Here is a 22393-nt window from a genome sequence, read left to right as displayed (position 1 = left end):
GGCCGCGCCACGATCGGCGCATGAATGATCACGATCGTGATGCACGGCGTCGTTCGCGACGTCGCCGGGCCTCCTGGGCCGTCGTCGCCCTGCTCAGCCTCCTGGTCGTCGGGCCGCTCGCCGCGCTCGGCTCGGCGTCGCCGCCCACGGCATCGGCGGTCGGGCTCGATGTCGTCGACGACGGCGCCCGACGGGCGGCCCGCTTCCCACTGCAGTGGATCTGGCCGGCTCCCGCGCCGGTGCGGGTCGTGGCCCCGTTCCGAGCTCCGCCGACGCCGTACGCGGCGGGCCATCGCGGCATCGATCTCGCGGCGACGACGGGCGCACAGGTCGTCGCCGCCGCGGGCGGCACGGTGCGCTTCGCGGGCATGGTCGCAGGCCGTGGCGTGGTGTCGATCGATCACGGCGACGGTGTGATCAGCTCGATCGAACCGGTCGACGCGCTGGTGGAGCAGGGCGATGTGCTCGCCGCCGGCGACGTGATCGGAACCGTCGACCGCGGCGGGCACTGCGAAGGCGACTGCGTGCACTTCGGCATTCGCGTCGACGGCGAGTACGTCTCGCCGTTCCTGTTCTTCGGCGGCTTGCCCCGATCGGTGCTGCTGCCGCTCGACTGAACGGGGCCCGGTGCGCGTTCGGGTTCCTCGCGCGGGTGCGCAAACTCGCGTGAGTGGTCGTGAACGGGTGCCTCACGCTCGCGGGTGCGCGGTGCGGTAGCTCTCCTTCAGGCGTTCGGCCGAGACGTGCGTGTAGATCTGCGTGGTGCCGAGGCTCGCGTGGCCGAGGAACTCCTGCACCGCGCGAAGGTCGGCTCCCCCGTCGAGGAGATGGGTCGCGGCCGTGTGCCGGAAGGCATGCGGGCCGCTCGGACCCGTGCCCGGGATCTCCGCGAGGAGTCCCGCGACGAGCCGGTAGACGCTTCGAGTGCCCATCCGGCCGCCGCGGACGCCGACGAACACGGCCTCGGTCGATGCGCCGGCCGACCCCGGCGCACCCGCTCGCGCGGCCGCGCGACGCTCGTCGGCGGCGGCGAGGATCTCGGCGCGCGCGACATCGAGGTAGCGGTCGAGGGCCCGCGCGGCAGGGGCACCGTAGGGGACGACCCGCTCCTTCGACCCCTTGCCGAGCACCCGCACCGTACGACGCCGCCGATCGAGCCGGTCGCGATCGATGCCGACGAGCTCCGAGACGCGCAGGGCCGACGCGTACAGCAGTTCGGCGATCGCGCTGTCGCGGGCGGCGATCGGGTCGCCGGTCTCGACGGCGCGCGTCTCGAGGGCGGCGAGCGCGTCGCCCAGCGCCGGCGCGGCGACCACCCGCGGCAGTGCCCGCTGGGCACGGGGAGCGCGCAGGCGAACACCGGGATCGGCGGGGAGCTCGCCCCGACGCGCGAGCCAGGCGGTCAGGCCTCGTGCAGATGCCGCCCGCCTCGCGATGCTCGATCGCGCGAGGCCGCGCTCGGTCGCCGCCCAGAGCCAATCCCGCAGCAGTGCGAGGTCGAGATCGCCCGCCTCGACGGCGCCGTGAGACTCGGCGAACCCCGCCAGATCCACGAGATCGGAGCGGTAGGCGGCGACCGTGTGCTCGGAGTAGCCCCGCTCGGCCCTGACGTGACCGAGGTAGTCGTCGATCGCCGCGTCGAGCCTCATGACGACGGCTTGCGCGAGAAGCGGTCGATGCGACCCTCGGCCCCGAGGGACTCGATCTCGGCGAGGAACGCCTCGTCGAACCGCGTCACGACGGCTGCGGACGGGAGCGGCACGACCGAACTGGTGATCGAGTCGTCGTAGACGTGGACGAGCGAGAACGAGCGGCCGCCGTCGACGCCGACGAGCTCGCGCGGCGGGGCCGACAGGTCCATCGTGTACGCCGTCGCTCCCGCGACGGCGACGGGGATGCCCGCGAAGCTGCCCTGCGTCGAGTAGTGCAGGTGGCCGCCGAGGATGAGCCGCACGTCGCGACCGCCGACCACCTCGGCGAGCTCGGCCTGCCCCCGGAGCTCGAGCAGGTCCATGAGCGCGAGCGGCGTCGGAATCGGCGCATGGTGGAGGGCGAGCACCGTGCCGCGCGGCGCCGGCGTCGACAGCACGCCGTCGAGCCACGCGAGCGAAGCGGCATCCAGCTCGCCGTGATGATAGCCGGGCACGCTCGAGTCGAGCGCGACGATGCGGAGCCCGTCGACGTCGACCACCTGGTGCACCGGGTCGTCGGTCGCCGGTTCGCCGAGCAGTTCGGCGCGGAAGGCGGCCCGTTCGTCGTGATTGCCCATGACCCAGACGAGGCGTGCACCCGTCTCGGCCGCGACCGGTTCGAGTGCCGACTTCGCCCGGACGTACGCGTCGGGCTCGCCGAGATCGGCGACGTCGCCCGTCACGACGATCGCGTCGAGGCCCGAGCCGAGCCGGCGCAGCTGCGCAGCGGCCTGGTCGAGTGCGCCCACCGTGTCGGCGACCCCGCCGAGCGGCGCACCCCCCGCGAGCAGGTGGGTGTCGCTCACGTGCGCGATGACGGTCTGTGCGGCCGGGTACCGGCCCAGTCGTGGGTACACGGGACCTCCTCGACGAAAGCCTAGACGGGGCCTGGGACACCACCGCCGACGCGGCCGGGCGTGCCGAGCGACCCGTCCTCCACAGCCGGGGCGTCGCGGGATCCGTCCACCGAAGACCGCAGGGGCCCGGTTCACCCGCTCGGCAGCGTCGACGCTGGGTGCGGAGGTGATGACGATGAGCCACAACACGGAGCTGGGCCGACGCGGCGAGCATCTCGCCGCCTTGCATCTCGAGGCCGCGGGCATGACCGTCGTCGACCGCAACTGGCGGTGCCGGCACGGCGAGCTCGACCTGATCGCGACGACAGGCACGACGCTCGTGTTCGTCGAGGTGAAGACCCGCTCCGGCGACGGCTACGGCCATCCGTTCGAATCGATCACACTGCGCAAGCTCGCCCGGCTGCGCCGGCTCGCCGCCGCGTGGTGCGAGGAATCGGGCGTACACGCCGAACTCATCCGCGTCGACGCCGTCTCGGTCATCCTGCCCCGCTCGGGGCCGGTCACGATCGAGCACCTGGAAGGGGTGAGCTGATGGCGGTCGCACGTACCCGCTCGGTCGCCCTGCTCGGACTCACGGGTTCCATCGTCGAGGTCGAGGCCGACCTGTCGTCCCAGCTGCCCGCCGTGGTCATCATCGGACTGCCCGACGCCGCACTCGGCGAGGCCCGCGACCGGGTGCGCTCGGCCGCCAGCAACGCCGGCTGCCCGTTGCCGACTCGCCGGCTCACGGTGAACCTCTCCCCTGCAGCACTCCCGAAGCACGGGTCGGGGTTCGACCTGGCGATCGCCCTCGCGTGCCTCGGCGCGGCCGGCGAGGTGCCCGCCGCATCGATCGACCGCGTCGTGCACCTCGGCGAGCTCGGGCTCGACGGGCGTCTCCGCCCGATCGACGGCATCCTGCCCGCCGTCCGCGCAGCGGCCCGGGCCGGTCACGACCTCGTCATGGTGCCGACCGCCAACGCCGCGGAGGCCGCTCTCGTTCCCGGGGTGCGGGTCGTCGGCGTGGCCTCGCTCCTCGAGGCGGCGATCTGGCACGGCGCCGCCTACCCGCCCTGCGAGGCCGAACCGGTGCTCGCCCCGCCCGTCGAAGAGTTCGCGGTCGAGCCGCCCGGCGATCTCGCCGACGTCGCCGGCAACACCGACGCCGTCGACGCGATGCTCGTCGCTGCGGCGGGCGGGCACCATCTGTCGCTCCTCGGGCCGCCCGGCGCGGGCAAGACGATGCTCGCCGCCCGACTACCGGGGCTGCTGCCCGACCTCGACGCCGACGAGGCGCTCGAGGTCGCCTCGATCCGCTCGCTCGCCGGGCTCAGGCCGAACGGCTCGCTCTCGTTCAGGCCGCCGTTCGAGGCTCCGCATCACACGGCGACCGCCGCGGCGATCGTGGGCGGCGGCAGTCGGTTGATCCGCCCCGGCGCGGCCGCCCGAGCGACGCACGGCGTGCTCTTCCTCGACGAGGCGCCCGAGTTTCCCCGTGCGGTGCTCGACGTGCTCCGCCAGCCGATCGAGTCGGGCATGATCTCCATCCATCGTGCGAACGCCGTCGCGACCTTCCCGGCGCGCTTCCAGCTCGTGCTCGCCTCCAACCCGTGCCCGTGCGGCAACGCGGGCACGAGCGAGTGCACCTGCGCGCCGATCGTGCAGCGCCGGTACCTCGCGCGTCTGTCGGGTCCGCTCCTCGACCGCATCGACCTGCAGTTGCGGGTGCCGCGCATCTCGGTGGCGGCGATGCGCATGGGCGGCGACGGGTCGACGATCTCGACCGCCGAGGCGCGACGGCGCGTCACCGAGGCGCGGCACGCGGCAGCCGATCGGCTGCGCGGCACACCGTGGCGCACGAACGCGCAGGTTCCGGGCCCCTGGCTCCGTGGAGCGGGTCGTCTGCACCCCGGTGGTCACGCGACGAAGGGCATCGACCGGATGCTCGAGCTCGGCGCGATCACGATGCGCGGGTACGACCGCATCCTCAAGGTCGCGTGGTCCCTCGCCGACCTCACGGGCGCAGCGCGTCCGGGCGCGGAGCACGTCGGCCGCGCGAGCTTCTTCAAGACCGGAGCCGAAGCATGAACACCACTGGAATCCGAGCGCTCGATGCGACGACGTTCGACGCGATCCGCGGCAGCACGCGCGACGGTGACGAGCGACGGGCGGAGGCCGAGGCCCGCGCCCTCCTCGGGTTCCTCTCGGAGCCGGGAGACGTCGTGCTCGGCCGAGCCGTCGCAGCGGTGGGCGCCCGAGCGACCGTCGACCTCATCGTCGACGGTGCCGGCCCTTCGGACCTCGCGAGCGCGCTGGGTCGCGACGGCGACGCGACCAGCATCCAACAGGCCGTGCAGGCGTTCAAGCGGTGGCAGCCCCGCCTCGATGACGGGGAGTTCGCCCGCTCCCTCGTGCAGGCGGCTCGCGTCGGCGCGCGGCTCGTGGTGCCGGGCGACGCCGAATGGCCGTGGCGTCTCGACGACCTCGGAGCGGCAGCACCGCTCGGGCTGTGGGTGCGCGGCCGCCCGGGTGCCCTCGCCGAGGCCGAGGCGGCCATCTCGCTCGTCGGCGCACGTGCGGCGACGGGGTACGGGCAGCATGTCACCGCAGAGGCGTCGGCCGGCCTCGTGGATCGCGGGTTCGCGATCATCTCCGGCGGCGCGTATGGCATCGACGGCACGGCGCACCGTGCCGCGCTCGCGAGCGACGGCACGACGATCGCGTTCCTCGCCGGTGGCATCGACCGCTACTACCCCAGCGGGCACGAGACCCTGCTCTCCCGCATCGCCGAGACCGGTGCCGTCTACTCCGAGGTCGCCTGCGGCACATCGCCCTCCAAGTGGCGATTCCTCCAGCGCAACCGGCTGATCGCGGCGACGGGCGACGCGACCGTCGTGCTCGAGGCCGGACTGCGGTCGGGATCGCTCAACACGGCGTCGCACGCGACCGACCTGGGCCGGCCGCTGGGCGCGGTGCCCGGCCCGGTCACGAGTCCGGCATCGGCGGGCTGCCATCGCCTGTTCCGCGAACGCGACGCGACCTGCGTCGTCGATGCCGCACAGATGGCCGAGCTCGCCTCGCGCATCGGCACGAGCATCGACGCACGCGCCGTGGCGGGCACGGGCACGGCCGGCGACGCCGGCCCGACCCGTCCCGCTGCCGAGCCCGGCCCCGACGGCGTTCGGGTGCTCGACGCGCTCAGCACGCGTTCCGCCCGAAGCGTCGACGACATCGCCCGGCTGAGCGGGATGTCACCCGGTCACGTGATGGCCGTGCTGCCCGGGCTCGAGGCCGAAGGGCTGGCGCGACGCGACGTCGGCGGTCTCTGGACCCGACGGGTCGTCCGCCGATGACGGTCGGACGGACGGTACACCGGCGCGCGCGCGTCGGTCGGCGCTCACTCGTCGAGCGCGAGCTCCTTCGGCAGCTCGAACTCGCGGGTCGCGAGCTCTTCGACGTTGACGTCCTTGAACGTCAGCACGCGAACGCTCTTCACGAAGCGGTCGGCACGGTAGACGTCCCAGACCCACACGTCTTTCATGGTGAGCTCGAAGTAGAAGTCGTGCTCGGTGTCGCGGCGCACGAGCTCGACCTCGTTCGCGAGGTAGAACCGTCGCTCGGTCTCGACCACGTACTTGAACTGCGAGACGATGTCGCGGTACTCGCGGTACAGGGCCAGCTCGACCTCGCGGTCGTAGTCTTCGAACTCGTCTTCATCCATCGCGATTCATCCTACGCCGAGCTCGAACAGCGCCGGCGCCTCGGGCTCGCGCTCGTGCAGCCAGGTGAGCCGGTGCAGGTCGCTCGGCCCGTGCTCCTCGAGGGCGGCGAAGTGCGCGCGGCTCGAGTAGCCCTTGTTCTCGTCCCACGAGTACAAGGGGGTCGAGACGTGCGCCTGTCGCATCCCACCGTCGCGATGCACCTTCGCGATGACCGATGCCGCGGCGACCGACGCGCAGTCGCGGTCGGCCTTGATGCGGGTGCGCACGCGCGCACGATACTCGATCGAGGCACTCAGCCAGTCGTGGTTGCCGTCGAGGATGAGCGGCGCACCACGCACCGCGACGGCGAGCTCGGGCGGCAGCGACGCGAGCGCCCGAGCGCCGGCGAGACCGAGGCACGCCATGATGCCGAGCTCGTCGATCTCGTTCGCCGACGCCTCCCCCACCGCGGCGGCCGCGACCCATGCGGTCGCGCGCGGCGCCATGGCCTCGCGACGCGGCTCGGTCATGAGCTTCGAGTCGCGCAGGCCCGTCGGCATGCGGCGCACGGTCGGGTCGATGACGACGAGTCCGACGGTCACAGGACCGGCCAGGGCGCCGCGACCGACCTCGTCGCACGCGAGCACGAAGGGAGCTCCCTCGTCGAAGAGCTCTCGCTCGAGCTTGAGGTTCGGGATCGCCTGCTTGGGCATCAGCCGGTGCCTTCGTCGACGCCCTCGAAGACCTGCGGGTAGTTGTCGAGCCAGGCCCAGTGCGAGACCGGCCAGCTGACGACGAACGCCCGCCCGACGACGTTCTCGATCGGCACGAAGCCCTTCGTCGGCGTGTCGGCGTTGTAGCGGGAGTCCTTGGAGTTGTTGCGGTTGTCGCCCATGACCCAGAGCGAGTCGTCGGGAACGACCTCGTCGAAGTCGACCTGCGAGGCCTTCGACTCGCCCGGCGGCAGGAAGATGTACGGCTCGTCGAGCGGCACGCCGTTGACGCTCATCTGCCCGAGGGCGTTGCAGCACGTGACGTGGTCGCCCGGCAGGCCGATGACGCGCTTCACGAGGTGGTCGTTCGAATCGGGTGCGCTGAGGCCCACGAACGCGAGGAACCAGTCGACGGCCGCGACGAGCGGCGGCTGCTGCACCTCGGGTCGGGCCGGAAGCCAACCGCCCGGATCCTTGAAGACGACGACGTCACCGCGGGAGATCGGCATGAGCTCGGGTTCGAGCTGGTTGACGATGATGCGGTCGTCCTTCACGAGCGTCTCCTCCATCGACTGCGACGGGATGAAGAACGATCGGATGAGGAACGTCTTGATGAGGAACGACACCAGCACCGCCACCACGAAGATGACGAGCAGATCTCTCAGGAAGAGGAGGATGCCGCGTTGCCGGCGTTTCGTCGCCGTACCCGCGTGGTCTTCACGCGTGGTGGTGTCTTCTGTCATTTAACCGCCCGAGCTCCCCACCAGTCTATGGTGGGGAGCTCGGTTCGGAGTTCGCGGCGAACCGCGATTCGCGCGCGCCGGATCAGGCGTCGCGCTTCTCCTTGATCTTCGCCTTCTTGCCGCGCAGCTTGCGCAGGTAGTAGAGCTTCGCGCGACGCACGTCGCCGCGGGTCACGACCTCGATGTGGTCGATGACCGGCGAGTGCACCGGGAACTTGCGCTCGACGCCGACCTGGAAGCTGACCTTGCGGACCGTGAAGGTCTCGCGGACGCCTTCGCCCGAGCGGCCGATGACGACGCCCTGGAAGACCTGGATACGCGAGCGCGTGCCTTCGATGATGTTGACGTGCACCTTGACGGTGTCGCCCGCGCGGAAGTCGGGGATGTCCGACCGCAGACTCGCCGCGTCGACATGGTCGAGGATGTGCATGATGATTCGCTCTCTGCGCCCGCCACCGGTCGAACGCGGATCTTGATGGGAAAGTGTCTGGTGCCGCCTCGCACGGTGACCGTGCGTCGCATGCTCCCCGGAGGCAGAGTCGTCGGCAGGATCACTCCTGCAGCGGCACAATCCTCTATTGTGCCATGCCGACGGCCCGACAGCCAAAGCGGCGAGGGGGATGCCTCGGCGCCGACGTCCGTCGGCTCAGTCGCGCACCTCGTGGACGATGATCACGTCGCCGTCGCCGTCGTCGAACGGAGGACGACGCCCCGCGGCATCCCCCGTCGGCGAACCGGCCTGCTGCTGGGCGGCGACGCGCTCGAACTCGGCCATCGACGCGTTCATGCGCCGCGCACCGTCTCGGACGAGCTGCCACAGCACGACCCAGAACGCGGCGACGGCTCCGACGACCGCGAGCAGGCCGAACAGGGCCGAGCCGGTGTAGAAGCCGGTGCCGATGATCGCCGCGTGCCAGAGGCCGAGCACCGCCACGTCGGTCCAGGAGGCGGCGCGTTCGCTGCGCACGGTCGGCCTCGCGTTCACGAGCAGCGCGACGACCCCGAGCGTGAGGAACGCGATCGGCACGACGATGACGAGCCCCAGGGTGCCCCAACCGCCCGAGCCGAAGATCGCCCAGCCCACGAGCAGCCACACCGGCAGCGCGATGATCGCGATGAACTGCCAGCGGTAGAAGAGGCGCCGGATGAGCATGTGCCAAGGCTAATCCCGGCGGGCTGCGAGCGCGCCGGGTGTTCACTCAGGGCGGAGCCGCCAGAATGGACTCGGAGAGGATGAGCGTGATCGAACTGAGGACCCCCGCCGAGATCGAGGAGATGCGGCCCGCCGGCCGCTTCGTCGCGAGCGTCATCGAGGCGACGTCGAAGGCCGCAGCCGTCGGCGTCAACCTGCTCGAACTCGACGCGCTCGCGCACGAGATGATCCGCAATGCCGGCGCCGAGAGCTGCTACATCGACTACCACCCGTCGTTCGGCGCCAGCCCCTTCGGCAAGGTCATCTGCACGTCGGTGAACGATGCGGTGCTGCACGGCCTGCCCCGCGACTACAAGCTGCGCGACGGCGACCTGCTGAGCGTCGACTTCGCCGCCTCCGTGAACGGCTGGGTCGCCGACTCCGCGCGATCGATCGTCGTCGGCACTCCGCGCGAGGAGGACCTGCGCCTCATCGAGACGACCGAGCGCGCCCTCGCCGCCGGCATCGCCGCGGCTCGCCCGGGCAACCGCATCGGCGACATCTCGCGAGCGATCGGCGACGTCGCGAAGGCCTCGGGCTACCGCGTCAACACCGACTTCGGCGGACACGGCGTCGGGCGCACGATGCACGGCGACCCGCATGTGCCCAACAGCGGCCGCCCGGGGCGCGGTCTTCCCCTGAAGCCGGGCCTCGTCATCGCGATCGAGCCGTGGTGGCTCGAGACCACCGACGAGATCTTCACCGACCCCGACGGCTGGACGCTGCGCAGCGCCGACGGCTCGCGCGGCGCGCACTCGGAGCACACGATCGCCGTGACCGACGGCGACCCCATCGTGCTCACCCAGCGAGGCTGAGCCCGCACGGCCGGATCGCGCATCGACGTCAGTCGGCGAGCTCGACCTCGATCATGCCGCCGACGATGCGCGTGCGGTAGGTGCGCAGCGCGAGCGACCCGTCGGTGAAGCACTCCCCCGTGCCGAGGTCGTAGACCTCCTTGTGCAACGGCGAGGCGATGGTGGGGCGCTCACCCCGCGACCCGACGATGCCGCGCGCCATCACGGGCGCACCGGTATGCGGATCGTGGTGGTCGACCGCGTAGACCTCCCGCTCGTCGACGCGCACGAGCGCGATCTGATGCGGCCCGTGCAGGGCGACCTCGCCCCAGCCCGGCTCGAGGTCGTCGAGGTCGCAGGCCTGCAGCCAGGCGGTGCGCGTTTCGATCGTCGTCGTCATGGCGGCTCCTCCCGTCGTGGTGCGAACGACGCTAGCGATCGCCTGTTTCGACGCCCCGCCTCCCGTGTTTCGCGATCGTGAAGCCCGGCTCACACTCGGCCCGCACTCGTGTGCGGCACCGGTGCACCGCGGTTACCCCGTCGTAACAGGCGCGAAACGGCACGCACCTACGCTCGCCTCATTCGAGCCCGGGAGGCAGCATGACCGAGACCAGCCGCACCGCGGTGCGCGACGTCGTCATCGTCGGCGGCGGACCGGCGGCGCACCGCCTCGCCGACAGCCTGCATGCGCGCGACGACGACCGGACGCTGCGCATCACCGTCGTCGGCGAGGAGCGGCACGCCCCCTACGACCGCGTCGCGCTCAGCACCCGGCTCGCGGATGCCGCGACCGATCTCACGCTCGAACCGAGCGGCATGTGGGATGACGGCCACGTCGAACTGGTCGTCGGCGACCGGGTCGCCGCGATCGACGCCGCGACCCGAACGGCGACGACGGCGAACGGCCTGGCGCTCCACTGGGACGAGCTCGTGCTCGCGACCGGCTCGAGCGCACCCGTGCCGGACATCCCGGGGGCGGAGCACGCCCGGGTCTATCGCACGGTCGACGACGTCGACGCGCTCGTCGCCGAGACCGGCGCGATCGCCGGCCGGCTCGGGCGTCCCGCACGGGTCGTCGTCGCCGGCGGCGGCCTGCTCGGCCTCGAGGCGGCGGGCGGACTCGCCGCACTCGGCGCGCACGCCGCGATCGTGCACTCGGGCGGCTGGCTCATGTCGGCCCAGCTCGACGAGGGCGCCGGGCGAGCCCTCGGCCGGATCATCGCCGGCCAGGGCATCGGCCTGCACCTCGGCACGCGGCCCTCGGCCGTCGTCGTCGAGGGCGGGGCCGTGGTCGGCGTGGAGCTCTCGAACGGCCGGCGCATCGACTGCGACGTCATCGTGTTCGCGATCGGCATCACGCCTCGCGACGAGCTCGCGCGCGACCTGGGCCTCGACCTCGGGCCGCGAGGCGGCGTCGCGATCGACACCTCGTGCGCGGCATCCGCGCCGAACGTCTGGGCCATCGGCGAAGTCGCGAGCTTCGAGGGCCGCTGCACGGGGCTCGTCGCCCCGGCCAACGCGATGGCCGAGGTCGTCGCCGACCGGCTGCTCGGCGGGTCGGCGGAGTTCACGACGGTCGACGACGCGACGAAGCTCAAGCTCTCCGGCGTCGACGTCGCGAGCTTCGGCGACGCGCTCGCGCGCACCGAGCACGCACTCGAGATCGTCTACGCCGACCCCGCACGCGGGCTCTACCAGAAGCTCGTCATGACGGGCGATGCGAAGACCCTGCTCGGCGGAGTGTTCGTCGGCGACGCGGCCCCCTACTCGTCGCTCCGGCCCCTGCTCGGCACCGAGCTGTCGAGCGAACCCGCGGCCTACCTGTCCGCCGCGGGCGTCGAACCGCCCGCGGGCGACGAACTGCCCGCCGGCGCCCTCGTCTGCGCGTGCAACAACGTGACGGCCGGCGCGATCCGGGCCGCCGTCACGGGCGACGAGCACGCGCCGGGATGCACCGAGCTCGGCGAGCTCAAGACCTGCACCCGGGCCGGCACGCAGTGCGGCTCGTGCGTGCCGCTCGTGAAGAAGCTCCTCGAGTCGGAGCTCGTGAAGGCGGGCGTCACCCCGTCGCGCGCGCTCTGCGAGCACTTCGAACTGGGCCGGCAGGAGCTGTTCGAGTCGATCCGGGTGCTGGAACTGACCTCGTTCGACGAGATCATCGCGCGACTCGGCACGGGCCGGGGCTGCGACGTCTGCAAGCCGGTCGTCGCTTCGATCCTCGCCACCCAGCACGGGTCGTACATCCTCGACGGCGGTCGAGGCGGGCTCCAGGACACGAACGACCGGGCCATGGCGAACATGCAGAAGGACGGCACCTACTCCGTGGTCCCCCGCATCCCGGCCGGCGAGGTGACGCCCGAAAAGCTCGCGGTGATCGCGCAGGTGGCGATGGAGTTCGGCCTGTACACGAAGATCACCGGGGGCCAGCGCATCGACCTGTTCGGGGCGCGGCTCGACCAGCTGCCCGACATCTGGCGCCGTCTCGTCGACGCGGGCTTCGAGTCGGGGCAGGCCTACGGCAAGGCGCTGCGCAACGTCAAGAGCTGCGTCGGGTCGACGTGGTGCCGGTACGGCGTGCAGGACTCGGTCGCGATGGCCGTGCGGCTCGAGCTGCGGTACCGCGGCCTGCGCTCGCCGCACAAGCTGAAGTTCGGCGTCTCGGGCTGCGCCCGCGAGTGCGCAGAGGCCCGGGGCAAGGACGTCGGCGTGATCGCGACCGACGCCGGCTGGAACCTCCACGTCGGCGGCAACGGCGGCTTCCAGCCGGCGCACGCGCAGCTGCTCGCGAGCGACCTCGACGACGAGACGCTGATCCGCTACATCGACCGCTACCTCATGTACTACATCCGCACCGCCGACCGGCTGCAGCGGACGGCACGCTGGATGGAGGACCTCGAGGGCGGCGTCGACCACGTGCGCGAGGTCGTCGTCGAGGATTCGCTCGGCCTCGCGGCCGAGCTCGAGGCCGCGGTCGCCGCCCACGTCGACCACTACGAGGACGAGTGGGCGGCGACGCTCGCCGATCCCGAGCGGCTGCGCCGCTTCCGCTCGTTCGTGAACGCGCCCGGCACCCCCGACCCGTCGATCGCCCGGGTCGCCGAACGCGAGCAGTTCCGGCCGGCGACACCCGAGGAGCGCGCCGACGGCCGCGCAGTGCTCATCGCGGGTTCCAGCATCCCCGTCCGGGACGGTGTGCGATGAGCGGCCGGGTGACGATCGTGGGCGGCGGCCCCGGCGCGGTCGACCTGCTGACGCTCCGCGCGGCCAGGGCGCTCGCCGACGCCGACGTCGTGCTGTACGACCGGCTCGCCCCGCACGACGACCTCGCCGAGCTCGCCCCGCGTGCGCGGCTCGTCGACGTGGGCAAGCGACCGGGTCATCACGCCGTGCCGCAGCACGAGATCGAGGCGATGCTCGTCGGCCACGCGGCATCCGGTGCACAGGTCGTCCGGCTGAAGGGCGGCGACCCGTACGTGCTCGGCCGCGGCGGCGAGGAGGTGCTCGCCTGCCACGCGGCCGGGATCCCCGTCGAGGTCGTCCCGGGCGTGACGAGCGCGATCTCGGTGCCCGCGGCGGCCGGCATCCCCCTCACCCACCGCGGCGTCAGCCACGCGTTCACCGTCGTCTCGGGCCACGCACCGCTCGGCGACGACGAGCTGCGCCACCTCGCCGGGCTCGGCGGCACGATCGTCGTGCTCATGGGCATCGGCACGCTGCCGTCGCTCGCGGCCGGCCTCGCGCGGCACGGCCTGCCCGCGAGCCATCCCGTCGCCGTCGTCGAGCGCGGCTGCACCCCGGCGCAGCGGACGACGCTCGGCACGCTGGGCGACATCGTCTCGACGACCGCTCGTGCCCGGGTCGCCTCGCCCGCGGTCGTCGTCGTGGGCGAGGTCGTGCGGCTCGCGCACGACGGCGACGCGAGCGCGGCCGAGCTCATGGACCGCGCGGCCCGCTGGTCGGTGGTCGCATGACGGATGCCGCGGAGTGCCCGCCGGGCTTCCGGCCCGACCAGCTCGCCGGCTTCAGGATCGGCGTGACGAGCGATCGGCGCGCCGGCGACCTCATCGACGCGCTCGCCCGTCGCGGCGCCCAGGTGCTGCACGCCCCGACCCTGCGGATGGCGAATGCCGTCTCCGACGACCCCGTGATCGACGACACCCGCGCGATCATCGCCGCACGCCCCGACGTGCTGCTCGCGACGACCGCGTACGGCGTGCGCCGCTGGTTCGAGGTCGCCGATGCGGCCGGCCTCGGCGAGGACCTCGTCGAGGCGCTCTCGGCCACCGACATCCTCGTGCGCGGGCCGAAGGCCCGAGGCGGGATCCGCGCCGCCGGCCTCGGCGACGTCGGCATGAGCGCCGAGGAGACGACCGAGTCGCTCATCGACGAGGTGCTCGACCGCTACCCTGCCGGCCTCACGGTCGCCGTGCAGCTGCACGGCTTCCTCCAGCCCTTCCAGCTCGAACGACTCCATGCCGCGCACGCGCGCGTGCTCACGGTCGAGCCGTACCGCTGGGTCGAGACCGACGCCGACGACGACCGCGTCGACCGCTTGATCGACGCGGCCTGCTCGGGCGGCCTCGACTGCATCACGTTCACGAGCGCACCCGCGGTGCATGCGCTGTTCGGCGCCGCGGAGGCCCGCGGGCGGTACGACGAGCTCGTCGACGCCATGTGCGGCCCCGTGGTCGCCGCGGCCGTCGGACCGGTCACGGCCGCCCCGCTCCAGGACGCGGGCATCACCCCGATCCAGCCCGAGCGCTACCGCATGGGCGCGCTGATCCGCCTCGTCTGCGAGCACCTCGAGCAGTCGCGCGTCATCCGCCTCGACACCCGCCACGGACCGCTCGAACTGCGCGGCTCCGTGCTCGACATCCACGACCGGCGGGTGCCGCTCGCGCCCGTCGCACTCGCGCTGCTGCGCGCGCTCGTGCTCGCGCACGGCGCCGTCGTGGCGCGCGAGCGCCTCGCCTCGGGCCTGCCCGGGACGACCGACCCGCACGCCCTCGAGGTCGCCCTCAGCCGGCTGCGCCGCACGATCGGCGTGCCCGGCCTCATCACGACCGTCGTCAAGCGCGGCTACCGGATCGACGTCTGACCGCACCCTCACACCCCGCGTCCCGCCGGGTGAGCAGGTGGAGACGCAGCGTTCACGACCGCAGCGACCGGCCGAAACACCCGCTCACTAGCGTCGACGTCACGAACCCCGACCGCGACCGCAACGGAGGCCCCGATGACCGACACCGTGAGCACCCATCCCGACGCCGCCACGGGCACGCGAACGCCCGCACCAGCGCCGGGCCCCGCCGCCGCCGGCGGCGACGCCCTCACGACGCGACCGGGCCGCTGGATCGACGGGTGGGACCCGGAGGACGCGTCGCAATGGGCCGCAGCCGGCCGCGCGATCGCCCGTCGCAACCTGCACTGGTCGATCTTCGCCGAGTTCCTCGGGTTCGTCGTCTGGCAGCTCTGGAGCATCGTCGCGGTCGCGCTTCCGGCCGCCGGGTTCGACCTCTCGACGGGAGAGGTCTTCTGGCTGATCTCGATTCCGAGCCTCGTCGGCGCGACCCTGCGCATCCCGTACTCGTTCCTCGTGCCCCGCTTCGGCGGCCGCAACTGGACGATCGTCTCGGCCGGCCTCCTGCTGCTGCCGGCGATCGCCCTCGCGGTGTGCGTCGCGAACCCGTCGACCCCCTTCGGGCTCCTCCTCGCCGCTGCCGCGCTCGCGGGGTTCGGCGGCGGCAATTTCGCGAGCTCGATGGCGAACATCACGTACTTCTACCCGCAGCGCGAGAAGGGTTGGGCGCTCGGCCTCAACGCCGCGGGCGGCAACCTCGGCGCCGCGGTGGCGCAGTTCGCCGTGCCCGTCGTCGTCACGATCGGCGCCGGGGCGACGCTCAACCTGCCGCTCGCCGGCTGGATCTGGGTGCCGCTCATCGTCGTGGCCATGATCGGCGCGTGGCGCCGCATGGACAACCTCTCGAACGCCAAGGCCGACTTCGCGAGCTCCGCCGCCGCGCTCAAGGAGCCGCACCTCTGGCTGCTCTCGCTGCTCTACATCGGCACGTTCGGCTCGTTCATCGGCTTCGCGAGCGTATTCCCGAAGCTCATCGCCGACCAGTTCCCCGCATTCTCGACGTTCGCGGTCGGCGGGGCCTCCGTCTCCCTCGCGTTCCTCGGCGCGCTCGTCGGCTCCCTCGCGCGACCGTACGGGGGCCGCCTGGCCGACCGGTTCGGCGGTGCCCGCATCACGATGTGCGCGTTCGCGGCGATGGGCGCGATCACGCTCGCGGTGGTCGTCTCGGTGCCGTCGGCGGGCTTCTGGGCCTTCCTCGGCCTGTTCCTCCTGCTGTTCGCGGCGGCCGGCGTCGGCAACGGCTCCACGTACCGCATGGTGCCCGTCGTCTTCGCCCTGCGCGGCTCGGGCGACGAGGCGGCACGCAAGCGGAAGGCGGCGGCCGCGCTCGGGCTGATCTCGGCGATCGGCGCGTACGGCGGCTTCCTCATCCCCCAGGCGCTGAACGTCTCGGTGCAGGCGACGGGCGCATACACGGCGGCGTTCCTCGGCTTCGTCGTCGCCTACGCGGCGCTCCTCGTACTCACCGCGCTCGTCTACGTGCGGCCGCTGCGGTCGCACCGGGTCTGAGGAGGGTGCCCGGATGCCGCGCTCCGCCGACACGCACTGCCCGTACTGCGCGCTCCAGTGCGCGATGAGCCTGACCGAACCGGATGCCTCGGCGGCGGCGCCGTTCGGGAACGCCGAGCCGGCCGCACCGGTGGCGGTGTCCGGGCGCGAGTTCCCCACGAACCGCGGCGGACTCTGCAAGAAGGGCTGGACCTCGGCCGAACTGCTCCGCTCCCCCTCGCGCCTGGTCACCCCGCTCGTGCGCGGCGACGACGGCGAGCTGCACGCCGCGACCTGGGACGAGGCGCTCGACCTCGTCGCGACCCGGCTCCGCGGCATCCGCGACCGGCACGGCGCCGACGCGGTCGGCGTGTTCGGCGGCGGCGGGCTCACGAACGAGAAGGCGTACACGCTCGGCAAGTTCGCGCGGCTCGCCCTCGGCACGAGCCGTATCGACTACAACGGGCGGTACTGCATGGCATCGGCCGCGGCCGCCGCCAACCGGGCGTTCGGCGTCGATCGGGGGCTGCCGTTCCCGATCGACGACCTCGACGGGGCCGACACGGTGCTGCTGCTCGGCACGAACGTCGCCGCGACCATGCCGCCGTTCATCGGGCACCTCGCGGGTGCGCAGGCCGCGGGCGGGCTCGTCGTCGTCGACCCCCGTCGGACCGCGACCGCTCGCCTGACCGACGACGGTCGCGGCATCCACCTGCAACCGGCCCCGGGCACCGACCTCGTCCTCCTGCTCGGGCTCGCGCACGTCGTCATCGCCGAGGGACTCGCCGACGCGGCGTACCTCGAGCGGCGCACGATCGGCCTCGACGCCGTCCGACGGAGCGTCGCGCCCTGGTGGCCCGCGCGCGTGCAGTCGATCACCGGGGTGCCCGCGACGACACTGCGCGACCTCGCGCGCAGGCTCGCCTCGGGCGGCCGCACGTTCATCCTCACGGGGCGCGGCATCGAGCAGCACGTCGACGGCACCGACACGGCGACCGCCGCGATCAACCTCGCCCTGCTCCTCGGGCTGCCGGGCCGACCGGGCAGCGGCTACGGCACGCTCACCGGCCAGGGCAACGGACAGGGCGGGCGCGAGCACGGCCAGAAATGCGACCAGCTGCCGGGCTACCGCAAGATCACCGACCCGGCCGCACGCGCCCACGTCGCTCGCGTCTGGGGCGTCGAGCCCGACGAGCTCCCCGGCCCGGGCGTGCCGGCCGTCGAGCTCCTGGGCTCGCTCGGCCGACCGGGCGGCGTGCGCGCCCTGCTCGTGCACGGATCGAACCCCGTGGTCTCCTCGCCCAACGTCGCCGCGGCGCGCCAACGGCTCGCCGCGCTCGACCTGCTCGTCGTGTGCGACTTCCTGCCCTCGGAGACCGCGGCGGTGGCCGACGTGGTGCTGCCCGTGCTGCAGTGGGCCGAGGAGGAGGGCACGATGACCTCGCTCGAGGGACGGGTGCTGCGGCGACGACGGGCGATCGATCCGCCCACGGGGGTCCGCGACGAGCTCTGGGTCCTCGCAGAGCTCGCCCGGCGCCTCGGCTGCGAGGCCCGCTTCGACACCGACCCCGAGCTCGTGTTCGAGGAGCTCCGGCTCGCCTCAGCCGGCGGGCTCGCCGACTACTCGGGGATCGGCTACGCGGCCCTCGACCGCGGCGAGGCCGCGTACTGGCCGTTCCCGCGCGGCGGCTCGTCGACCCCGCGCCTGTTCGCCGAGCGCTTCGAACACCCCGACGGGCTCGCCCGGCTCGTCGCCGTGTCACCGCGAACCGGTGCGCGCCCCGCGCCGGCGCCCGACGAGCTCACCCTCCTCACCGGGCGACTGCTCGAGCACTACCAGAGCGGGGTGCAGACCCGGCACGTGCCGGAGCTCGTCGCCGCACAGCCCGAGCTCGTCGCCTCGCTGCATCCGGCCACCGCGCTCCGGCTCGGCATCGCCGACGGCGAGACCGCGGTGATCGAGAACGCGCGTGGGCGCATCGAGTGCCGGGTCGCGGTGACCACCGACATCCGGGTCGAATGCGTGTTCCTCCCCTTCCACTTCGGCGACGACCGGTCGGCGAACTTGCTGACCTCGGACGCCGTCGACCCCGTGTCGGGAATGCCCGAGCTCAAGACGAACCACGTGCGGGTCACCGCCGCGGGCGGCGAGGCGCCCGCGGCGGAGCGAGCCGCGGGAACCGGAGCGGCAGCATGAACGCACCCGAGCGCATCGTCCTCATCGGCTACGGACCGGTCGGCGCACGCTTCGTCGAGGAGCTGCTGCCCGCCGTGGCCGACGGGCTCGTCGAGCTCGCCGTCGTCGGCGGCGAGGACGTCGAGGCCTATAACCGCGTGCTCGTCGCCGAGTACGCGGTCGGGGGCACCGCGCTCGAATCGATGCTCGTCGGCGACCGTGCCGGCGCCGAGCACGCCGGGGCGAGGATGCTGCTCGGCACGACCGCGCGGGCGATCGATCGAGCCGCGCGCACGGTCGGGCTCTCGACCGGCGAAGCCGTGCCGTACGACCGGCTCGTCCTCGCGACGGGAGCCCGGGCCAACGTGCCGACGCTCGACGGCGTGGAGCGCCCGCACCGCGACCTCCGATCGCTCGAACGCCGGCCCGCATCGCTCGTCGGCCGGGACGACCGGCTGCCGACGGGCGTCACGACGCTCCGCGACCTCGACGACGCCGAGCGCGTGCTCGCCTCGGTGCGCGCACGCGAGCGCATCGTCGTGCTCGGCGCGGGCGTGCTCGGACTCGAGCTCGCGCTGGCCGCCACGCACGCCGGCGCCGATGTCTGCGTCGTGCACCACGGACCGCACCCGATGCCCCGCAACCTCGACCGCGGCGCCGGCCTCGTGCTCGCCGCCGCAGCCAGGCGCAGCGGCCTCTCGGTCGTCGCCAACTCCCGCGCCGAAGCGGTCGGCTACCGGGGCGCCGACGATGCACGCCGGTTCGACCGTCTCGTCACGGCCGACGGCAAGCAGCTGCGCGGCGACCTGCTCGTCCTCTCGTGCGGCGTCACCCCGCGCACGGAGCTCGCGACCCTCGCCGGCCTCCGGACTGCCGTCGGCGTCGTCGTGCATCCGTGGCTGCAGACCTGGTCGGACCCGGCGGTCTACGCGATCGGCGACTGCGCCCACATCGCCGAGCGAACGGGGTCGGCGACGGACGGCGCCGTGGTCGGAGCGCCGTCGGGACTCATCGGGCCGGGATGGCGCCAGGCCGAGTGGCTCGCCGCCCGCTTCGCGGCCGACGCACGCGCGGCGGCGGTCGCGAGCACGGCGGCCGCCACGACGGGTGCATCTCGAGCGGACGCGGCTGCTGCGACCGGCTCCATCCGGCCGGCCGCGCACGACGACGCCGTGCTCCCGCCCGAGCGCGAGGCCATCGTCATGCTGAAGGCCGAGCACCTCGACGTCGTCGCGGTCGGCGACGTCTCGGCCGATCCGTGGGATGACGACCCCGCCACTCCCCGTCGCCGAGTCGCCCAGTGGGCGGATCCGGAGCACGGCCGCTACGTCAAGATGGTCACCGAGGACGGGGTGCTCACCGCGTTCGCGGCGGTCGGGATGCCCCGCACGGCGGCCGAGCTCACGCTCCTGTACGACCGGGGTGGCGAACTGCCCGCCGATCGTTCGCTCCTGCTCAGGCTGGACGGGCCCGACGACGACCCCGGCTCCGCCACCGCGTCGCTCTCGCCGACCGCGACCGTGTGCTGGTGCAACGGCGTGTCGGCCGGGCGGATCGAGGAGGTCGCCGCGTGCGGGGCGACGACGGTCGAAGCCGTCGGCCGTGAGACGCGCGCGGGCACCGGTTGCGGCGGCTGCCGGAGCCGGATCGAGGAGCTGCTCGCCCGGACCGCCGACGGCGCAGCGAGCGCGGCCGCCTGACTCAGGCGCCGAGCCCCTGATCCGACGGCACCTCGTCGTAACGGGCGAGCACGAGGTCGACGAGCGCGGCCGGCGCCGGCTCGTCGGGCACGAGCAGCGGTGCGGCGACCACGTCGGCACCGACCCCCGACGCCGCGTCGCAGAACACGCCCGGTGCGAGCAGGTACGGCACGACCACGACCCGCCGTGCCGGATGGACCTCCCGGATCATGTCGACCGCGTCGCGCAGCCGCGGAACTCCCGCGGCGATGAAACCGACCGTCACGCTCCGCCCGAGGCGGACGGCGAGACGTCGCCCGGTCTCGAAGCACTCGAGCTGCGCCCGGGGGTCGTTCGATCCCGCCGCCGCGAGCACCACCGCATCATCGCCGGCCAGTCCGCACCGGTCGAGTCGCATCGCGAGGACCTCGACGATGCGATCATCCGGGCCGAGCGCCGCGGCGAGTCCGGCGCTCGAGTGCGAGCGCTCGAGGCGCTGCGTCAGCCCCGTGCGCACGTGGAACCCTGCCGAGAGCACCAGAGGGACGATGACGGCCGCGTCCTCCTCCGGACCCGCGAGGTTCCCGATCCGGCCGCGCCCGGCTTCGCCGGCATCGACGAAGCCGACCGCGACGTCAACCCCTGGCCTCGCGGATGCGACGGCGTCGACGAGGCGGATGACCGACTCGCGATTCGCCGTCGAGGGCGAGCCGTGGGTGACCGCGAGCAACCGGAGGGGACGCGTCGCTGTACTCGTGACGACCATGCTCGGACCTGCGCCTTCCGGCGGGGATCCAGTGGCCGCCGCTACGACGCTAGGAAGGCGCTGTTACACGGAGGGACGACGGATGTTTCGACGGCGTGAAGAAGGGCTCACGCGTCGCCGAGCAGCTCGGGCCGTACGCGACGCGTGCGTTCGACCTGCTGCTCGTGACGCCAGGCGGCGACGGCGCCGTGGTTGCCCGAGCGCAGCACGGGCGGCACCTCGAGCCCGCGCCACTCGGCGGGCTTGGTGTAGCTCGGATACTCGAGCAGGCCGTTCTCGTGCGACTCCTCGACGAGCGACTCGGGGTTGCCGACGACGCCCGGCACGAGCCGGCCGGCCGCCTCGATCATCGCCATGACGGCGACCTCGCCGCCGTTGAGCACGTAGTCGCCCAGCGAGATGAGCCGCACGCGCATGCGCGTCGCGTAGTGGTCGACCACGCGCTGGTCGATGCCCTCGTATCGGCCGCAGGCGAACACGAGATGCGGCTCGGCCGCGAGCTCGCGGGCGAGCTGCTGCGTGAACGGCTCGCCCGCTGGCGACGGCACGACGAGCAGGGCATCGGATGCCCCGTCGCCGACGATCGCGTCGAGCGCCTCGCCCCACGGCTCGGGCTTCATGACCATGCCCGCACCGCCGCCGTACGGCGTGTCGTCGACGGTGCGGTGCCGGTCGTGCGTGTGGTCGCGCAGGTCGTGCGCGGTGATCTCGAGCAGGCCCGACTCGCGTGCCTTGCCGAGCAGCGACAGGTCGAGCACCGAGAAGAACTCGGGGAAGATCGTGACGATGTCGACGCGCATCGGCGGTCCGTCAGTCGCGGGGCTCGTCGGCCGCGGGCTGGTCGACAGCGGGCTCGTCGCCGACCGATGCGGCCTCAGCGGGGGCCGTTGCGTCGTCGGCCTCGGCCGGCGCCTCGGCTGCGGCATCCGCCTCGATCTCGACGATCTCCTCGAAGAGGCCGGCCGGCGGGGTGACCGTGAGCGTGCCCGCTTCGACGTCGACCTCGGGCACGATCGCCGAGACGAACGGCACCATGACCTCGCGGCCCGAGGCCTTGACGATCAGCAGGTCCTGCGCCGGCAGGTGGTCGACGTGCACGACCTCGCCGATGCGCTCGCCGTCGCGGACGACTGCGAGGCCGATCAGCTGGTGGTCGTACCAGGCGTCGGGCTCGCCCGCCTCGTCGTCGGACTGGTCGACCCAGAGGATCGCCTTGATGAGGGTCTCGGCCGCGGTGCGGTCGTCGACGCCCTCGAAGAAGCCGACGGGGTGCCCGTTGTACCAGCGCAGCTCACGCAGCACGAGGTGCTTGCCGTGCCAGGGCGATTCCTTCGGCACCTGCAGCGAGAACTCGGCCCCGGGCGTGAAACGGCGTTCGGGGTCGTCGGTGTACAGCTCGAGCTTGATCGCGCCCTTGAGGCCGTGCGCCTTGGTGAGGCGACCGACCCGGAGCTGCGTCTTCGGTGCTTCGGCCACG

Annotated in this window: 22 protein-coding genes; 11 read left to right on the top strand and 11 right to left on the bottom strand. The window is 73.0% G+C overall.

Annotated features, from left to right (window positions below; all coding sequences use genetic code 11):
- Window positions 1–20: 20 nt before the first annotated feature.
- The gene (locus MUN74_RS16720) at window positions 21–617 is read left to right on the top strand and encodes a murein hydrolase activator EnvC family protein (RefSeq protein WP_244853748.1); all 597 of its coding nucleotides are present in this window, start codon (window positions 21–23) and stop codon (window positions 615–617) included.
- A 72-nt stretch (window positions 618–689) separates the two neighbouring features.
- Here the strand turns inward: MUN74_RS16720 and MUN74_RS16715 are convergent, their stop codons facing one another.
- Both MUN74_RS16715 and MUN74_RS16710 read right to left on the bottom strand, forming a co-directional pair.
- Window positions 690–1649: a tyrosine recombinase XerC gene (locus MUN74_RS16715; protein ID WP_244853747.1), complete on the bottom strand. Its 960-nt coding sequence runs from the start codon at window positions 1647–1649 to the stop codon at window positions 690–692.
- Entirely contained in the window at window positions 1646–2548 is a 903-nt protein-coding gene (locus tag MUN74_RS16710) for a phosphodiesterase (RefSeq protein ID WP_244853746.1), read from the bottom strand. Before MUN74_RS16710 ends, MUN74_RS16715 begins: the two co-directional genes overlap by 4 nt.
- Window positions 2549–2723: 175 nt before the next feature.
- Between MUN74_RS16710 and MUN74_RS16705 the strand changes: the two genes are divergently transcribed.
- The 3 genes from MUN74_RS16705 to dprA are packed head-to-tail and all read left to right on the top strand — an operon-like array spanning window position 2724 to window position 5880.
- Window positions 2724–3080 (top strand): YraN family protein, encoded by a 357-nt coding sequence (locus tag MUN74_RS16705; RefSeq protein ID WP_244853745.1) that lies wholly within the window; start codon window positions 2724–2726, stop codon window positions 3078–3080.
- Window positions 3080–4615, top strand: a complete 1536-nt coding sequence (locus tag MUN74_RS16700) for a YifB family Mg chelatase-like AAA ATPase (RefSeq protein WP_244853744.1) — start codon at window positions 3080–3082, stop codon at window positions 4613–4615. The genes MUN74_RS16705 and MUN74_RS16700 overlap by 1 nt, the downstream gene beginning before the upstream one ends.
- Window positions 4612–5880: a DNA-processing protein DprA gene (gene dprA / locus MUN74_RS16695; protein WP_244853743.1), complete on the top strand. Its 1269-nt coding sequence runs from the start codon at window positions 4612–4614 to the stop codon at window positions 5878–5880. Before MUN74_RS16700 ends, dprA begins: the two co-directional genes overlap by 4 nt.
- Window positions 5881–5924: 44 nt before the next feature.
- On the opposite strand, the gene MUN74_RS16690 is transcribed toward dprA, so the two are convergent.
- From MUN74_RS16690 to MUN74_RS16670, 5 genes are all read right to left on the bottom strand, one after another.
- Entirely contained in the window at window positions 5925–6248 is a 324-nt protein-coding gene (locus tag MUN74_RS16690) for a DUF2469 family protein (protein ID WP_022891843.1), read from the bottom strand.
- Between the two features lie 6 nt (window positions 6249–6254).
- Window positions 6255–6941 carry a ribonuclease HII gene (locus MUN74_RS16685; protein ID WP_244853742.1) on the bottom strand — a complete coding sequence of 229 codons (687 nt, stop codon included), beginning with the start codon at window positions 6939–6941 and terminating at the stop codon, window positions 6255–6257.
- Window positions 6941–7684, bottom strand: coding sequence for a signal peptidase I (gene lepB, locus MUN74_RS16680; protein ID WP_244853741.1), 744 nt, complete (start codon window positions 7682–7684; stop codon window positions 6941–6943). Before lepB ends, MUN74_RS16685 begins: the two co-directional genes overlap by 1 nt.
- An 82-nt stretch (window positions 7685–7766) precedes the next feature.
- Window positions 7767–8114 (bottom strand): 50S ribosomal protein L19, encoded by a 348-nt coding sequence (gene rplS, locus MUN74_RS16675; RefSeq protein WP_244853740.1) that lies wholly within the window; start codon window positions 8112–8114, stop codon window positions 7767–7769.
- A gap of 216 nt (window positions 8115–8330) precedes the next feature.
- Window positions 8331–8837 (bottom strand): hypothetical protein, encoded by a 507-nt coding sequence (locus tag MUN74_RS16670; RefSeq protein ID WP_244853739.1) that lies wholly within the window; start codon window positions 8835–8837, stop codon window positions 8331–8333.
- A gap of 86 nt (window positions 8838–8923) precedes the next feature.
- On the opposite strand from MUN74_RS16670, the gene map reads away from it, so the two are divergent.
- The gene (gene map, locus MUN74_RS16665; protein WP_244853737.1) at window positions 8924–9691 is read left to right on the top strand and encodes a type I methionyl aminopeptidase; all 768 of its coding nucleotides are present in this window, start codon (window positions 8924–8926) and stop codon (window positions 9689–9691) included.
- A gap of 28 nt (window positions 9692–9719) precedes the next feature.
- On the opposite strand, the gene nirD is transcribed toward map, so the two are convergent.
- Window positions 9720–10070: a nitrite reductase small subunit NirD gene (gene nirD, locus MUN74_RS16660; RefSeq protein WP_244853736.1), complete on the bottom strand. Its 351-nt coding sequence runs from the start codon at window positions 10068–10070 to the stop codon at window positions 9720–9722.
- Window positions 10071–10270: 200 nt separating this feature from the next.
- Between nirD and nirB the strand changes: the two genes are divergently transcribed.
- The 6 genes from nirB to MUN74_RS16630 all read left to right on the top strand — a co-directional run bounded on the left by nirB (window position 10271) and on the right by MUN74_RS16630 (window position 20171).
- The gene (nirB, locus tag MUN74_RS16655) at window positions 10271–12871 is read left to right on the top strand and encodes a nitrite reductase large subunit NirB (RefSeq protein WP_244853734.1); all 2601 of its coding nucleotides are present in this window, start codon (window positions 10271–10273) and stop codon (window positions 12869–12871) included.
- Entirely contained in the window at window positions 12868–13641 is a 774-nt protein-coding gene (gene cobA / locus MUN74_RS16650; RefSeq protein WP_244853732.1) for a uroporphyrinogen-III C-methyltransferase, read from the top strand. The genes nirB and cobA overlap by 4 nt, the downstream gene beginning before the upstream one ends.
- A complete protein-coding gene (locus MUN74_RS16645) occupies window positions 13638–14768 on the top strand; it encodes a uroporphyrinogen-III synthase (protein WP_244853730.1) in 1131 nt (376 codons plus the stop codon). The genes cobA and MUN74_RS16645 overlap by 4 nt, the downstream gene beginning before the upstream one ends.
- 135 nt (window positions 14769–14903) lie before the next feature.
- On the top strand, window positions 14904–16316 hold the full coding sequence (locus tag MUN74_RS16640; protein WP_244853729.1) for an MFS transporter: 1413 nt from the start codon (window positions 14904–14906) through the stop codon (window positions 16314–16316).
- A 13-nt stretch (window positions 16317–16329) separates the two neighbouring features.
- On the top strand, window positions 16330–18492 hold the full coding sequence (locus MUN74_RS16635) for a molybdopterin oxidoreductase family protein (RefSeq protein WP_244853728.1): 2163 nt from the start codon (window positions 16330–16332) through the stop codon (window positions 18490–18492).
- Window positions 18489–20171: an FAD-dependent oxidoreductase gene (locus MUN74_RS16630; RefSeq protein WP_244853726.1), complete on the top strand. Its 1683-nt coding sequence runs from the start codon at window positions 18489–18491 to the stop codon at window positions 20169–20171. The genes MUN74_RS16635 and MUN74_RS16630 overlap by 4 nt, the downstream gene beginning before the upstream one ends.
- Window position 20172: 1 nt before the next feature.
- Here the strand turns inward: MUN74_RS16630 and MUN74_RS16625 are convergent, their stop codons facing one another.
- The 3 genes from MUN74_RS16625 to rimM form a co-directional block, all read right to left on the bottom strand.
- Window positions 20173–20916 carry a sirohydrochlorin chelatase gene (locus tag MUN74_RS16625; RefSeq protein ID WP_244853724.1) on the bottom strand — a complete coding sequence of 248 codons (744 nt, stop codon included), beginning with the start codon at window positions 20914–20916 and terminating at the stop codon, window positions 20173–20175.
- A 107-nt stretch (window positions 20917–21023) separates the two neighbouring features.
- Window positions 21024–21716: a tRNA (guanosine(37)-N1)-methyltransferase TrmD gene (gene trmD / locus MUN74_RS16620; protein ID WP_244853723.1), complete on the bottom strand. Its 693-nt coding sequence runs from the start codon at window positions 21714–21716 to the stop codon at window positions 21024–21026.
- Between the two features lie 10 nt (window positions 21717–21726).
- Window positions 21727–22392: a ribosome maturation factor RimM gene (rimM, locus tag MUN74_RS16615; protein WP_244853722.1), complete on the bottom strand. Its 666-nt coding sequence runs from the start codon at window positions 22390–22392 to the stop codon at window positions 21727–21729.
- Between the last annotated feature and the right edge of the window lies 1 nt (window position 22393).

It is taken from the genome of Agromyces sp. H17E-10, from assembly GCF_022919715.1.
Taxonomy (GTDB): Bacteria; Actinomycetota; Actinomycetes; order Actinomycetales; family Microbacteriaceae; genus Agromyces.
Note: the sequence above shows the minus strand (reverse complement) of the source record. Positions and strands in the feature narration are given on the sequence as shown.

Coding starts and splice junctions, on each gene's coding strand:
- MUN74_RS16720 (WP_244853748.1), top strand. CDS start 21: ATGAATGATCACGATCGTGATGCACGGCGTCGTTCGCGACGTCGCCGG.
- MUN74_RS16715 (WP_244853747.1), bottom strand. CDS start 1,649: ATGAGGCTCGACGCGGCGATCGACGACTACCTCGGTCACGTCAGGGCC.
- MUN74_RS16705 (WP_244853745.1), top strand. CDS start 2,724: ATGAGCCACAACACGGAGCTGGGCCGACGCGGCGAGCATCTCGCCGCC.
- MUN74_RS16700 (WP_244853744.1), top strand. CDS start 3,080: ATGGCGGTCGCACGTACCCGCTCGGTCGCCCTGCTCGGACTCACGGGT.
- dprA (WP_244853743.1), top strand. CDS start 4,612: ATGAACACCACTGGAATCCGAGCGCTCGATGCGACGACGTTCGACGCG.
- MUN74_RS16690 (WP_022891843.1), bottom strand. CDS start 6,248: ATGGATGAAGACGAGTTCGAAGACTACGACCGCGAGGTCGAGCTGGCC.
- MUN74_RS16685 (WP_244853742.1), bottom strand. CDS start 6,941: ATGCCCAAGCAGGCGATCCCGAACCTCAAGCTCGAGCGAGAGCTCTTC.
- lepB (WP_244853741.1), bottom strand. CDS start 7,684: ATGACAGAAGACACCACCACGCGTGAAGACCACGCGGGTACGGCGACG.
- rplS (WP_244853740.1), bottom strand. CDS start 8,114: ATGCACATCCTCGACCATGTCGACGCGGCGAGTCTGCGGTCGGACATC.
- MUN74_RS16670 (WP_244853739.1), bottom strand. CDS start 8,837: ATGCTCATCCGGCGCCTCTTCTACCGCTGGCAGTTCATCGCGATCATC.
- nirD (WP_244853736.1), bottom strand. CDS start 10,070: ATGACGACGACGATCGAAACGCGCACCGCCTGGCTGCAGGCCTGCGAC.
- nirB (WP_244853734.1), top strand. CDS start 10,271: ATGACCGAGACCAGCCGCACCGCGGTGCGCGACGTCGTCATCGTCGGC.
- cobA (WP_244853732.1), top strand. CDS start 12,868: ATGAGCGGCCGGGTGACGATCGTGGGCGGCGGCCCCGGCGCGGTCGAC.
- MUN74_RS16645 (WP_244853730.1), top strand. CDS start 13,638: ATGACGGATGCCGCGGAGTGCCCGCCGGGCTTCCGGCCCGACCAGCTC.
- MUN74_RS16640 (WP_244853729.1), top strand. CDS start 14,904: ATGACCGACACCGTGAGCACCCATCCCGACGCCGCCACGGGCACGCGA.
- MUN74_RS16635 (WP_244853728.1), top strand. CDS start 16,330: ATGCCGCGCTCCGCCGACACGCACTGCCCGTACTGCGCGCTCCAGTGC.
- MUN74_RS16630 (WP_244853726.1), top strand. CDS start 18,489: ATGAACGCACCCGAGCGCATCGTCCTCATCGGCTACGGACCGGTCGGC.
- MUN74_RS16625 (WP_244853724.1), bottom strand. CDS start 20,916: ATGGTCGTCACGAGTACAGCGACGCGTCCCCTCCGGTTGCTCGCGGTC.
- trmD (WP_244853723.1), bottom strand. CDS start 21,716: ATGCGCGTCGACATCGTCACGATCTTCCCCGAGTTCTTCTCGGTGCTC.